The following is a 12,124-nucleotide window of genomic DNA, read 5'->3' as shown; positions in this document are numbered from 1 at the left end:
TTGCCCCGGCCGGCGCCCTGCGCCCGGCCAGGCATATCGATTACTTGCTGAAGGTGTCGCTATTGGCGAGCAGCTTCTCGACCTTCAGCGCATATTGCCCGTTGTGCACGCCGTAACTGCAATCCATCACCGGCACGCCGTCGACCGTGGCCTGCAGCAGCTCCGGCACCGTAATCGGGATCACGTCGCCAATCTTCATGTTCAGGATCTCGTCGAAGTTCGCCTTGCCGTTGCCCAGCACCGCGACCAGCTCGACCTCGGCGACCTGGATCTGCTGCGTCAGCAGGCGCACCCAGCGCTTGTCGACTTCCAGCGCCTCGCCCTGGATGCTCGAGGTCAGCGCATCGCGGATCGGCTCGATCATCGAGTAGGGCATGCAGAAATGGATCTGGCCCGACACCGAGCCCAGCTCGACCGTGAAGGTGCAGGACACCACGACTTCGTTCGGGGTCGCGATGTTCGCGAACTGGGTGTTCATCTCGGAGCGGATGTACTCGAACTCGATCGGATACACCGGCTCCCACGACTTGCCGTAGGCCTCGAACACGATGTCGAGGATGCGCATGATGATGCGCTGCTCGGTCTGGGTAAAGTCGCGGCCCTCGACGCGGGTGTGGAAACGCCCGTCGCCGCCGAACAGATTGTCCACCAGCAGGAACACCAGGCCCGGATCGAACACCATCAGGGCGGTGCCGCGCAGCGGCTTCATGTGGATCAGGTTCAGGTTGGTCGGCACCACCAGGTTGCGAATGAACTCGCTGTACTTCGACACCCGCACCGAGCCGACCGAGACTTCGGCGCTGCGGCGCAGGAAGTTGAACAGGCCGACCCGCAGATACCTGGCGAAACGCTCGTTGATGATCTCGAGCGTCGGCATGCGGCCGCGCACGATGCGCTCCTGCGTTGCCAGGTTATAGGTGCGTACCCCCGAGGTGTCTTCAGGCGTCGCAATGTCGTCCTGATCGCCGTTGACCCCTTTTAAGAGGGCATCGACTTCTTCCTGTGAGAGGAAATTATCGGCCATGTCGTCGTGTTGTCTGGATGCTTACTGGATGATGAACGAAGTGAATAATACGTCGGACACTTCCTGTTCGTCGCCCTGTTTTTCGAACGGCTCGGTGACCGCCGCCTGGATTTCGGACGCCAATTGCCGCTTGCCTTCCACCGTATTGATGTCGGACGCCTTTTTGCTCGACAACAGGAGCAGCACGCGATTGCGCACCATCGCCATATTGTCCTTCACCATGGTCGCCTGTTCGGCACCCTGGACCTGTAGGGTGAACTGTACCTGCAAATACTGCTCGCCGTTCTCGGGCTGCAGGTTGACGGTGAAGGCCTCGATCGGCACGTATTCTGGCTTGGCCGCCGGGTCTTTCTTTTTCTTCTTCCTGGTTTCCTTGGTTGGGGCTTCTTCGCCATGGGCGGCCGAAGACTGACTGAAATACCAGCCGCCGCCGACGCCCGCGCCAAGCACGAGGATCGCGGCGACGATCATGATGATGAGCTTTTTCTTCGAGCCGGCCGGCGCCGCTGCAGCCGCGTCCGCTTTCGGATCAGCCTTCATTTTCGGATTCGCTTTCAAGTTTGGTCTTCAGTGCTGGTGGATGGGTACAACATTATGGCATTGTCGCCGAAAGATGCACTCGGGCAAGCCTAGAAAAGAGGGCGGAAGAGGCAGTAAATCCGGAATTGTTGCAGGCGCGCGATGACGGAATGAAAAAGGGATGACGTTCCGTGGTCGCGTTATTTCTTTTGCTACCCTTAAAACGTCGTTCCCGCGTAGGCGGGAACCCAAGGTTACATGCTCAGCGATGACGTTCGACGTAAGTTGCAGCACAAAGGACTTGGGTTCCCGCCTGCGCGGGAACGACATATTGAAGCTGCGGGCCGGAATTACGCGAACAGATCGACCATCCCGCGCTCGCCCAGGCCCACGGTGCGGGTACGCGGCGCCGCTTCGTTCACCGCGGCCTCGCCTTCGCCGCCAGTGCCGTTGCCGGCCAGGCTGCCATTGGCGTTTGCGCCGCCCGGCGCCTGGCGTTCGCAGTCCTGCTGCTGGCGTGCGCCGGCGTCGACCGTCGCGTTACCCAGGGCGATGCCGCTCTCGCTCATCATCTCGCGCAGGCGCGGCAGGGCGTTTTCCAGGGCCTGGCGCACTTCCAGCTGCTCGGCCGAGAAGGCCACGCTGGCCTGGTCATTGCTCACGTTGAGCACGATCTGGACCGGTCCCAGGTCGGGCGGGTTCAGGGTCAGGGTGGCGGCCTGCTCCTTGCCGACCATGTAGACGATGCGCTGGCTGACCTGGTTGTCCCAGGCCTGGCTGCCCATCCGGGCCGGGATGCGGTCGCCCGGCACGGCGGCCGGGTTGCCCACCGCATCCGCCATCCTGGCGGCCTGGGCCTGCAGCTGGGCCAGCGGAGCCGGGGCGTCCTCGATGCGCGTGGCGACCTGCTGCTGGCTTTCGCGCAGCTGGGTCTGGAACTGGGCGGCATCCTGCAGGCCTTCCGGCAGGGCGCCGGCCTGGGCCTGGGACGCGTTCGGGTCGCTTGGTGCGCGCTGCACGCCGGCGGCCAGCGAGACGCCTTTGCCGAGCTGGTCGGTGACGGCGGCGGCGCCGGCCGCGGCGTCAGCGCCCGTGCTGCCTGCCGCGCCGGTCATGCGCTCGAGCGCGCCTTCCAGCGCCGTCGATTGCAGGTCGCCGGCAGCGGCGGCGTCAGGCGACACGGCAGCGGCGTCGGCCGCCGCGGGCCGGGTCAGGCTGGCCATGAAGGCCAGCATGTCGGTGACCGGCGTCGTCGCCGCAGCGGCGGCCTCGGCCGCGCCTTCGGCCGCACCTTGCGCTGTCTCGGCTTCTTCCTTGCCCTCGGCCGACGCCGGTTTCGTGGTCTTCGCTTCGCCGTCGGGGCCGGCCGGCCTGGCGCCGGCCTTGTTTGCCTGCTCGCGCACCGGCTCGCGGTTGGCGGGCTTGTCGGCGGCTTTCGGCGTCGATTGCTGCTGCGCGGCCGGCTTCGGCTGCTGGGCAGCCGGGGTCTGGGGCTGGGGCTGCGGCGCCTGCTGGCGCGCCGCCAGTTCGCGCGACAGGGTGGCGCCGAAGGCGCCATTGCCGCGTGCGCTGTCGGCCAGCCGGTCCGGATTCGCGCCGCGTGGCGCGCCAGCACTGGCGCCGGTGGTCTGGAACAGGAGATTCGTGGTCTGCGTCGTCATGTTTCGCTCAGCGTTGTTGGTAGCGGGCGCCACGCGCCGCGTGGTCGTCCATCAGTTTCTGGTCGCGCTTGTTCTGTGCCTTGAGCGCCTCGCTCGCGGCGCGTTCGTTCAGCGTGCGATACGACAAGCGCTTGCGTTCGCTTTCCTGCAATGTCTTGCGCTCGGTCTCCGCCTTGAACCGGGCATGCTTCAACACGTCGCGCTGGCCATCCAGGGCATTGTCCAGCTTGCCGATAAAGGCAACGAAGTTGTGGTACGCAAACGGCGTGATCCCGGCGACCTGGGCCGCGTCCAGCTTGCGCGCATATTCGTCGCGGTAGCCGACCAGCATCTCCAGCTTCTGCTCGGCTTCCTCGACCAGTTTGTTGGCCGCGCCCAGGCGCCTGGCGGCGGCATCGGAATCCTTCTGCGCCAGGTCAATCAGTGTTTCGAGTGCGGATAATTGGGCCATGGTGCAGCGATTTTAACGCTGGACAATTCTTGCCAATCAGTCGAATAGCGAGGAAAGTTGGCCCAAGCTCTCGGGAAGCGTGGCGTTGTCGTGGATTTCCTGGCACAGGAATTCCTCGATGGCCGCATGCTTCGCGATCGCCTGGTCGAGCACCGGGTCGCTGCCGGCGGCATAGGCGCCGACATTGATCAGGTCGCGCGAGCGCTGGTAGCGTGAATACAATTGCTTCAGCTTGCGCGCCGCGAGTTGGTGTTCGTGGGTCGTGATCGAGTGCATCGCCCGCGAAATGGACTGTTCGATGTCGATCGCCGGATAATGCCCGGCCTCGGCCAGGTGGCGATCGAGCACGATGTGGCCGTCGAGAATGCCGCGCGCCGCATCGGCGATCGGATCCTGCTGGTCGTCGCCTTCGGACAGCACGGTATAGAAGGCCGTGATCGAGCCGCCGCCTTCCAGGCCGTTGCCGGCGCGCTCGACCAGCACCGGCAGCTTGGCGAATACCGATGGCGGGTAGCCCTTGGTGGCCGGCGGCTCGCCGATCGCCAGCGCGATCTCGCGCTGCGCCATCGCATAGCGGGTCAGCGAATCCATGATCAGCATCACGTTCTTGCCCTGGTCGCGGAAATGCTCGGCGATTGCCGTGGCGTAGGCCGCCCCCTGCAGGCGCAGCAGCGGCGGCGAGTCGGCCGGCGCCGCCACCACGGCCGAGCGGGCGCGGCCTTCGGGTCCCAGGATCTGGTCGATGAATTCCTTGACCTCGCGCCCACGTTCGCCGATGAGTCCGACCACGATGACGTCGGCTTCGGTATAGCGTGCGATCATCCCCAGCAGCACCGATTTGCCGACGCCGGTGCCGGCGAACAGGCCCAGGCGCTGGCCGCGGCCCACGGTCAGCATCGCATTGATGGCGCGCACGCCGACGTCGAGCGTGTCCTTGATCGGCGCGCGGTCGAGCGGATTGACCGGCCGCGCATTGAGCGGCCCCACCTCGGACGTGCCGAGCGGACCGAGGCCGTCGAGCGGACGGCCGGCGCCATCGACCACGCGGCCCAGCAGCTGCATGCCGACCGGCAGGTGGCGCGCGCGGTCTTGCGGACGCCGCCGTCCGTGCGGCACGGTGCCCGGCGGCGGCAGTACGCTCTCGACCGGGAAGACGCGCGAACCGGGCACCACGCCCTCGGTATCGCTTTGCGGCATCAGGAACAGGCGCTCGCCCTCGAAGCCGACCACTTCGGCCTCGATGAAGCCGCTGGCGGTGGGGATCGTGGCGGCGGCGCCGACCGCGAGGCGCAGGCCGACGCATTCCATCACCAGGCCGGCCACGCGCGTGACGCGGCCCGACACTTGCAGCGGATCGGCGAAGCCGACCAGGGTGTCGCAGTCGCGCAGATAGGATTTCCAGCGCCCGGTATGCGGGTCGCCGCCAGCGTCGCCGCGTTCGCGGGCAGGGGTGCGCTCGTCCATCAGTCGCCCAGCCACTCGACGTTGGCGGCCAGCGCGTGGGTCAGGCGGTTCCAGCGCGCCGCGGCTTGCGCATCGATCTGGTTAGTGGCGGTCTCGACCTTGCAGCCGCCGCGCCCGATGGACCCGTTCTCGACGATGCGCCAGCCGCCTTTGCTCAATTCTTCGGCCATGCCGTGGCGCACCAGTTCGGCGTCCAGCGGATGCAGGGTGAGCACGGCCGGCTGTTGCAGCACGGGCAGCTGGTCGATGGCGTCGCGCACTACCGACAGGATGAGTTCCGGGCGCACCTCGAAACCGGTGCGCACCATGCCGCGCGCCAGGCGCAGGGCGAGGTCGAGCAGGTCGCGCGCGATGGTCTCGTCGGCCTGGGCGATGGCGTCGCCGAAGCTGGCGGCCACCTGGCGCAGCTGCTCCAGTTCGGCCGCGGCTTCACGCTGGCCGGCCTCGGCGCCTTCGGCGTAACCCTGTGCGCGGCCCTCGGCATGGCCCTGGGCGCGGCCTTCGTCGAGTCCCTGCGCGAAACCTTCCTGGCGCGCCGCTTCGCGCATCGCTTCCAGTTCTTCGACGCTGGGCAGGCTGAATCCCGGCGGCAGGGCGGGCGTGGCGTCGGCAGGCGGCGCCGCCGCCTCGGCCTCGGCAGCGCGGCGTGCGAGCGTGCTGGGACGGTCGTCGCCGAACGACGCCATTTCCCAGCGCTGGTAGGCGCTCTGCTGTTCTTTCGGTATGGCCATCAGACGAACGAATCCTCACCCTTGCCGCCCAACACGATCTGGCCTTCGTCGGACAGACGACGCACAATCTGCAGGATCTGCTTTTGCTGCGATTCCACTTCGGACAGGCGCACCGGCCCCTTCGATTCCAGGTCTTCGCGCATCATTTCGCTGGCACGCTGCGACATATTCTTGAAGATCTTCTCGCGCAGATCCTGCGAGGCGCCTTTCAGCGCGATGATCAGCATCTCGGACTGCACTTCACGCAGCAGCAGCTGGATGCCGCGGTCGTCGATGTCGATGATGTTGTCGAACACGAACATCTCGTCCATGATCTTCTGCGCCATATCGTTGTCGTAGTTCTTGATATTGTCCATCACGGCTTGCTCTTGCTCGCCGCTCATGAAGTTCAGGATCTCGGCCGCGGTGCGCACGCCGCCCAGCGAGGACTTCTTGATGTGTTCGTTACCCGACAACAGCTTGGTCAGCACGTCGTTCAGCTCGCGCAGGGCGGCCGGCTGCACGCCGTCCAGGGTGGCGATGCGCAGCACGACGTCGTTGCGCAGGCGCTCGGTAAAGTTTGCCAGGATTTCGCACGCCTGGTCGCGCTCGAGGTGGACCAGGATGGTGGCGATGATCTGCGGGTGCTCGTTGCGGATCAGCTCGGCCACCGAGACCGAGTCCATCCACTTCAGGCTCTCGATGCCCGAGGCATCCTTGCCACCGAGAATGCGGTTCAGCAGGACGGCCGCCTTGTCGTCGCCCAGGGCCTTGGTCAGCACCTGGCGGATGTACTCGTCCGAATCGAGCCCGACGGTCGAGTGCAGATTGGTCTCTTCGACGAACTCTTCGAGCACCGTGACCACCTGGCCGTGCTGCACCGCCTTCATCTGCGCCATCGCCGCGCCCAGCTTGAGCACCTCGCGCGGGCCGAGGTACTTCATCACCTCGGCCGCTTCGGCCTCGCCCAGGGCCAGCATCAGGATCGCCGCCTTGTTCGTGCCTTCCTTGTCTTTATCACTCATTTGTACCCAACCATGCCTTGATGACGTTTGCGACGATGCGCGGATCTTCGTTTGCCAGGTCCTTCGCCAACTTCAGGTTCTCGCGGTAACCCATGTCGCGGCGAACCTTCTCTTCGTCCGCGAGGTCTTCCTCGTCCGCCGCGGCACCTTCGCCCAGTGCCTCGCCCGCGGCCAGTTCTTCCGCCTTCTGATCTTCCGGGATCGCGGTCGCTTCGTCGAACTTCTTGATCGCCGGACGCAGCAGCGGACGCAGGAAGCGGTAGTACAGGAAGGCGATCACGGCGAACACGAAAGCGTAGCGGGCCAGGTCCTTGAACAGCGGCATGTTCGCCGGGTCGCGCCACCAGTCCGGTTCTACCACCGGATCGGCCGGCTTGTCCACACCGTCGAACGGCGCGTTGGTCACATTCAGGGTGTCGCCGCGCGCCTGGTTGTACCCCATGGCCTGCTTGACCAGCTCGTTGATCTGGGCCACCTCGTTGGCCGCCAGCGGACGCACGGTGACCTTGCCGGTGGCCGGGTCGACGATGCGGCGGTAGTTGACCACCACGCCGACCGTCAGGCGCTTGATGCCGCCCATCGGCCGCTGCTCGTAGCGGATGGTCTTGTCCAGCTCGTAATTCATGGTGGCGTTCTTGGTGCTCGGGCCGGTGGCGGCAGGCGCTTCGGCCGGCGGCTCGCCGTCGATCGGCGCGGTGTTCACGCCCGGCGGCTGGTTCGACAGCGCGCCCGGGATGCCCGACGGGCCGGCGCCGGCGCCCAGCGTCTCCGAGGTCTGCTGGCTGCGGATGGCCTGCGGTTCCGGCGGCGAATTCGGCTTGTACATTTCGGCCGCGGTATCGACCTGGGCGAAGTCCACCTCGGCGGTCGCTTCGGCGCGGACATTGCCTTCGCCGACCAGCGGCTTGATGATCGATTCGACCTGCTTGATGATGTTCTGCTGGACCTGGTCGACGTACTTCAGCTGGGTGGCATCCAGCATCTTGTTGCCGGCGCCCTTGCCGGCCTGCTCGGACAGCAGGTTGCCGTTCTGGTCGACCACGGTCACGTTGCCGATGGTCAGTTCAGGCACGCTGGACGCGACCAGGTGCGAGATGGCGCTGACCTGGCCCGGATCCAGGGCGCGGCCCGGTTGCAGGTTGAGCAGCACCGAGGCGGTCGGCTTTTGCTGGTCGCGCACGAACACGGACGGCTTCGGCAGCGCCAGGTGGACGCGCGCGTTGCTCACCGAGCCCAGCGACTGGATCGAACGCGCCAGCTCGCCTTCGAGCGAGCGCTGGTAGTTGACCTGTTCCAGGAATTGCGACACGCCCAGCTTCTGGTTTTCCATCAGCTCGAAGCCGACGTTGCCGCCCTTCGGCAGGCCTTGCGCGGCCAGCTTCAGGCGCAGGTCGTGGATCTGCTCGGCCGGCACCAGGATCGCGCTGCCGCCTTCGGAAAACCTGTATTGCACCCCCATCTGGTCGAGCGATGCGGTGATCGCGCCACCGTCGCGGTCGCTGTAATTGGAGAACAGCACGCGGTACTCGGGCGCCTGGCTCCACATCCAGACCGCCAGCATCAGCGCCAGGATCAGCGCGATGCCGCCGCCGACGGCGACGCGCTTGCCCATGGTCGTCTGGAAAAACGACGGGGGCGCAGCCGGGGGCTGGCCCTGGGTGGTGTCGAGAAGGTCTTCCGCAGTTGCTGCCATGGTTGATGGATTCAGGTGAATGGATAGGGAACAGACAGCATTATGGAGCCCAGGGGCAACATTCAAATCCCGAAATAGGGGGCGTTTACCGCCCTAACTCACGGGTGAAACTGGCGCTTGCGCTGCTATTCTGCTTTCCTGAGTGCATTTGTGGATGATTCCACAAAGCAATAACATGCAGGAGGGTAACATGAGTATTGGCGGTATCGGCGGCATCGACAGTAGCCGCATCCAGGCCATGATGGAGCAGTTGAAGACGGCGGCCACCAAGCCGGAGTCGGCGGGGCCGGTCGCCCCTGGCGGGCTTGGCAGTGCCGGCGCGGTCGGCGGCAAGTCCGCGGTCAAGCTCGATTTCGCGGAAGCCTTGCACAACTCCCTGCAGGGCGTGAGCAATCGCTCGGCCGAGGCGCAGGCGCTCAGCCGGCGTTTCACCATGGGCGACGACACGGTGAGCCTGTCGGACACCATGGTCGCGATGCAGAAATCGAGCATTGCCTTCCAGGCGACGGTGCAGGTGCGCAACAAACTGGTGTCGGCATACCACGACATCATGAATATGCAGGTGTGATAGCGCCGGGCGCCCCTTCCCCCGAGCGCCGCGCAGGGAAGAACCCGGCCGGGCGCACCGGCGCTTTCAGTCAGGCCGGCGTCGCCAGTTTCAGTCCGATGATGCCGGCCGCGATCAGGCCGATGCAGGCGATGCGCGCCGGGTTGGCCGATTCGCCGAACAGGACGATGCCCACCAGGGCGGTGCCGACCGCGCCAATGCCGGTCCAGATCGCATAGGCCGTTCCCAGCGGCAGCGTCTTCATCGCCTGCGACAGCAGGACGAAGCTGATCGCCATCGCCACCACGGTGCCGACCGTGGGCCACGGGCGGGTGAACCCTTCCGTGTACTTCAAGCCGACGGCCCAGCACACTTCGAACAACCCTGCAAGAAACAATACCAACCACACCATGATGCTCTCCTCGAATGGATGCGGCAGACCTTGCCGCTGATGGAAACGCATCTTATGTGAATCAGGGTGATGGAAAAAGTCAGCAGCTGTCAGTATGATTGATAGATGGCTTTCGATCTCGACCACCTGCGCATCCTGCTCGCCGCCGTGGACCACGGCTCATTCTCGGCCGCCGCCCGCGCGCTCGGGCGCGTGCCCTCGGCCGTCAGCATGTCCATCGCCAACCTGGAGGCCGAGCTCGGCCTCGAGCTGTTCGACCGCGGCGGCCGCGAACCGCGTCCCACCGAACACGCGCTGGCGTTGCTGCCGCAGGCGCGCCTGCTGGTCGAGCAATTGCGGCTGCTGAACCAGCACGCGCTGTCGCTGAGCCAGGACCTCGAACCTTCGCTGACCCTGGTTCTGGTGCCCGAGCTGATGGCCGCCGCGCCCTGGCACGACGCGCTGCGTGCGCTCTCCGAGGCGTTTCCCTTACTGGAAGTGAACGTCTTGAGCGCCGCGCAAGCCGATGCCCTGGCGATGTTGCAGGATGGCCGCGCCGACCTGGCGCTGGTGTTCGAGCGCTACGGCATGGATCCGCGCGAAGGTTTCCAGGAAGTAGCCCGTGAAACCCTGGTGGCGGTGCTGGCGCCCGATCACCCGCTGCTGGCGCGTGTACCGGCCGGCGCGATCCGCGACCAGCACCTGCTGGGCGAGCGCCAGATCGTCATGGCCGGCCGCCACGCCGACCAGGTCGACAAGCGCATCGCCATGTCGCGCCTGCAGTGGAAGACCGACAATCCGGTCGCCGCACTGAGCCTGGTGACGGCGGGCCTGGGCTGGGCCTGGCTGCCCGCCGGCTTCGTGCTCACGCCGCTGGCGGATGGCCAGCTGGTGCACATTCCTTCCGCCAATTTCACCAACATCATGACGTTGTTCGTCGACGTGGTGTGGGCGAACAACCGTCCCCAGGGGCTGGCGGCGCGGCGCTTCGTGGCCCTGCTGAACGAGCGCCGCATGCATTCGTCCTGACGCCGCTGCGCGGCGACCTGTCCCGCGCGCCGCTCGAGCCGATTGCGGCCTCAGATCAGGCCGAGGGTCAGGGCCTTGAGGGTGGCGGCGGCGCGGGTGGTGCAATCGAGCTTGCCGAAGATGCTCTCGACGTGGGTGCGCACGGCGCTGGGGCTGAGGCGCATGGCGCGCGCGGCCGCCTTGTTGCTCTCCCCGAGGCTGATGCGCCGCAATACCTCGGTCTCGCGCGCCGACAGCGTGGCGCGCACCGGCGCGCCGGCTGCGGCGTTCGCACCCGCATCTGCTATTCCATTTCCCGGCGCGGCGCGAACGCCTGCCGCCGCGGCCAGCACGGCGTCCACCGTGGCGCGGTCGAAGCGGCCGCCCGTCACCTGGGCCGCGAGCAGGGCGCCGGCCGCCGCCGGCGCATGGGCGGCGCGCCATGGCCGCGGCGAGCGCAGCGCCACCCAGGCGGCGGCCGCGCCCAGCAGGCGCTGCGGCGCGCCGAGGGCGCCCGCGTCCAGGCTGCGAAAGTATCCGCTGCCGTCGAGCCGCTCGTAGACGTGCGACGCCAGTTGCGCGTCCGGTCCCAGGCCGTCGATGCGGCTGCCGGCGCGCGCGGTCCAGTAGGGCACCAGGCGCACCGCTTCCCAGTCGGCGGCGCTCAGTTTGCCGCTGCGCTCCCACACCGTGTTGGTCACCGCCGCGCGCCCGATCCCGTGCAGCAGGGCGGCGCGCGCCAGGCCGCGCTGCTGCGTCTCGGGCAGGCCCGCCAGTTGCGCCGCTTCCTGCGCCAGCAACGCGACGCGGCGCGAATAGCCGGCCAGCCAGGGCAGCTTGAGTTCGATCATGTCGGCCACCAGGGTGAGCGACGCCGATACCGGAAGAAAATCCGGCTGCGACGATGGCGCTTCGGCGGCCTCCAGCGCGTCGAGCCAGGCGCGCGCGTGCGGCGCCACGAGCGCCACCAGGCGCGCCGGATACTTGACGCCGCCCAGCTGCGCGATCATGTCCAGCGCGCGGTCGACACCATGCACGCGCGCCAGGATGTCGAGGTCTCCGCCCAGCGTCGCGTGATGCACCACGTCCGGCACGTCGGCGCCGCGCAGGTGCGACGGCAGGCCGCTGCCGTCGTCATGCTCCCACACGTGGCGCAAGCCGCGTTCGACCGCGGCCGGCAAGCCCATCATGGCGGCGATGTCGCCCGCCACTTCGCAGTGGACCTCGGCCAGCCCGGTGGTGTCGGAGAGGCGAGCCGCCTGCCGGGCATGGAGGGTGCGGCTCACCAGCGCGTGGCGCGCGCCGACGTCGTCGCCCAGCATCGCGGCGAAGCCGGCCGCGGTGGCGGTGCAGCCCGACCAGCGCAGCAGCGCCACCATGCGCGCATGCTCGCACGCCGCGGCGCCGGCGCCGGCCGCCGCGGCCACGCGCGCGGCCAGGCGCGCGGCGCGCGCCGAACCATCGAGCGGCTGGCCCATGCCCAGGTCGCCGACGATGGCGAGCAGTCCCATTGCCTGGGACAGGGTCGCGGTGTCGTGGCCGTGGAGAAGCGCCGCGGGAAACGACAGGGAAAGAGAAGATGCGCGCGCGGCCGTGTCCATCGATCTTCGTCGCTGAAATGCCCGCGCAGG

Annotated in this window: 12 protein-coding genes; 2 read left to right on the top strand and 10 right to left on the bottom strand. The window is 67.1% G+C overall.

Going from position 1 to position 12,124, the window contains the following annotated elements:
• Positions 1-40: 40 nt before the first annotated feature.
• The 8 genes from fliM to fliF all read right to left on the bottom strand — a co-directional run bounded on the left by fliM (position 41) and on the right by fliF (position 8,547).
• A complete protein-coding gene (gene fliM, locus ABIB38_RS18445) occupies positions 41-1,024 on the bottom strand; it encodes a flagellar motor switch protein FliM (protein WP_429206070.1) in 984 nt (327 codons plus the stop codon).
• Positions 1,025-1,045: 21 nt separating this feature from the next.
• Positions 1,046-1,564: a flagellar basal body-associated protein FliL gene (gene fliL / locus ABIB38_RS18440; protein ID WP_429206068.1), complete on the bottom strand. Its 519-nt coding sequence runs from the start codon at positions 1,562-1,564 to the stop codon at positions 1,046-1,048.
• Positions 1,565-1,893: 329 nt separating this feature from the next.
• Positions 1,894-3,204 carry a flagellar hook-length control protein FliK gene (locus tag ABIB38_RS18435; RefSeq protein WP_429206066.1) on the bottom strand — a complete coding sequence of 437 codons (1,311 nt, stop codon included), beginning with the start codon at positions 3,202-3,204 and terminating at the stop codon, positions 1,894-1,896.
• A gap of 7 nt (positions 3,205-3,211) precedes the next feature.
• A complete protein-coding gene (gene fliJ / locus ABIB38_RS18430) occupies positions 3,212-3,655 on the bottom strand; it encodes a flagellar export protein FliJ (RefSeq protein ID WP_429206065.1) in 444 nt (147 codons plus the stop codon).
• Between the two features lie 36 nt (positions 3,656-3,691).
• Positions 3,692-5,119, bottom strand: coding sequence for a flagellar protein export ATPase FliI (fliI, locus tag ABIB38_RS18425; RefSeq protein ID WP_429206064.1), 1,428 nt, complete (start codon positions 5,117-5,119; stop codon positions 3,692-3,694).
• Entirely contained in the window at positions 5,119-5,850 is a 732-nt protein-coding gene (gene fliH / locus ABIB38_RS18420; protein WP_429206063.1) for a flagellar assembly protein FliH, read from the bottom strand. The genes fliI and fliH overlap by 1 nt, the downstream gene beginning before the upstream one ends.
• Positions 5,850-6,854 (bottom strand): flagellar motor switch protein FliG, encoded by a 1,005-nt coding sequence (gene fliG, locus ABIB38_RS18415; RefSeq protein ID WP_429206062.1) that lies wholly within the window; start codon positions 6,852-6,854, stop codon positions 5,850-5,852. The genes fliH and fliG overlap by 1 nt, the downstream gene beginning before the upstream one ends.
• A complete protein-coding gene (gene fliF / locus ABIB38_RS18410) occupies positions 6,847-8,547 on the bottom strand; it encodes a flagellar basal-body MS-ring/collar protein FliF (RefSeq protein WP_429206060.1) in 1,701 nt (566 codons plus the stop codon). Before fliF ends, fliG begins: the two co-directional genes overlap by 8 nt.
• A 190-nt stretch (positions 8,548-8,737) precedes the next feature.
• On the opposite strand from fliF, the gene fliE reads away from it, so the two are divergent.
• Positions 8,738-9,115: a flagellar hook-basal body complex protein FliE gene (gene fliE, locus ABIB38_RS18405; protein ID WP_429206059.1), complete on the top strand. Its 378-nt coding sequence runs from the start codon at positions 8,738-8,740 to the stop codon at positions 9,113-9,115.
• 70 nt (positions 9,116-9,185) lie between these two features.
• Here fliE and sugE read toward each other — a convergent pair whose 3' ends face one another.
• The gene (gene sugE, locus ABIB38_RS18400) at positions 9,186-9,506 is read right to left on the bottom strand and encodes a quaternary ammonium compound efflux SMR transporter SugE (protein WP_429206057.1); all 321 of its coding nucleotides are present in this window, start codon (positions 9,504-9,506) and stop codon (positions 9,186-9,188) included.
• A gap of 105 nt (positions 9,507-9,611) precedes the next feature.
• On the opposite strand from sugE, the gene ABIB38_RS18395 reads away from it, so the two are divergent.
• Positions 9,612-10,514, top strand: coding sequence for a LysR family transcriptional regulator (locus tag ABIB38_RS18395; RefSeq protein WP_429206055.1), 903 nt, complete (start codon positions 9,612-9,614; stop codon positions 10,512-10,514).
• Positions 10,515-10,564: 50 nt separating this feature from the next.
• Here ABIB38_RS18395 and ABIB38_RS18390 read toward each other — a convergent pair whose 3' ends face one another.
• Positions 10,565-12,094, bottom strand: coding sequence for an HD domain-containing phosphohydrolase (locus ABIB38_RS18390; RefSeq protein WP_429206053.1), 1,530 nt, complete (start codon positions 12,092-12,094; stop codon positions 10,565-10,567).
• Between the last annotated feature and the right edge of the window lie 30 nt (positions 12,095-12,124).

The sequence above is a fragment of the Massilia sp. UYP11 genome (assembly GCF_050434805.1).
In the GTDB taxonomy this organism is placed as follows: domain Bacteria; phylum Pseudomonadota; class Gammaproteobacteria; order Burkholderiales; family Burkholderiaceae_D; genus Telluria.
This window is presented reverse-complemented; position numbering and strand designations above follow the sequence as displayed.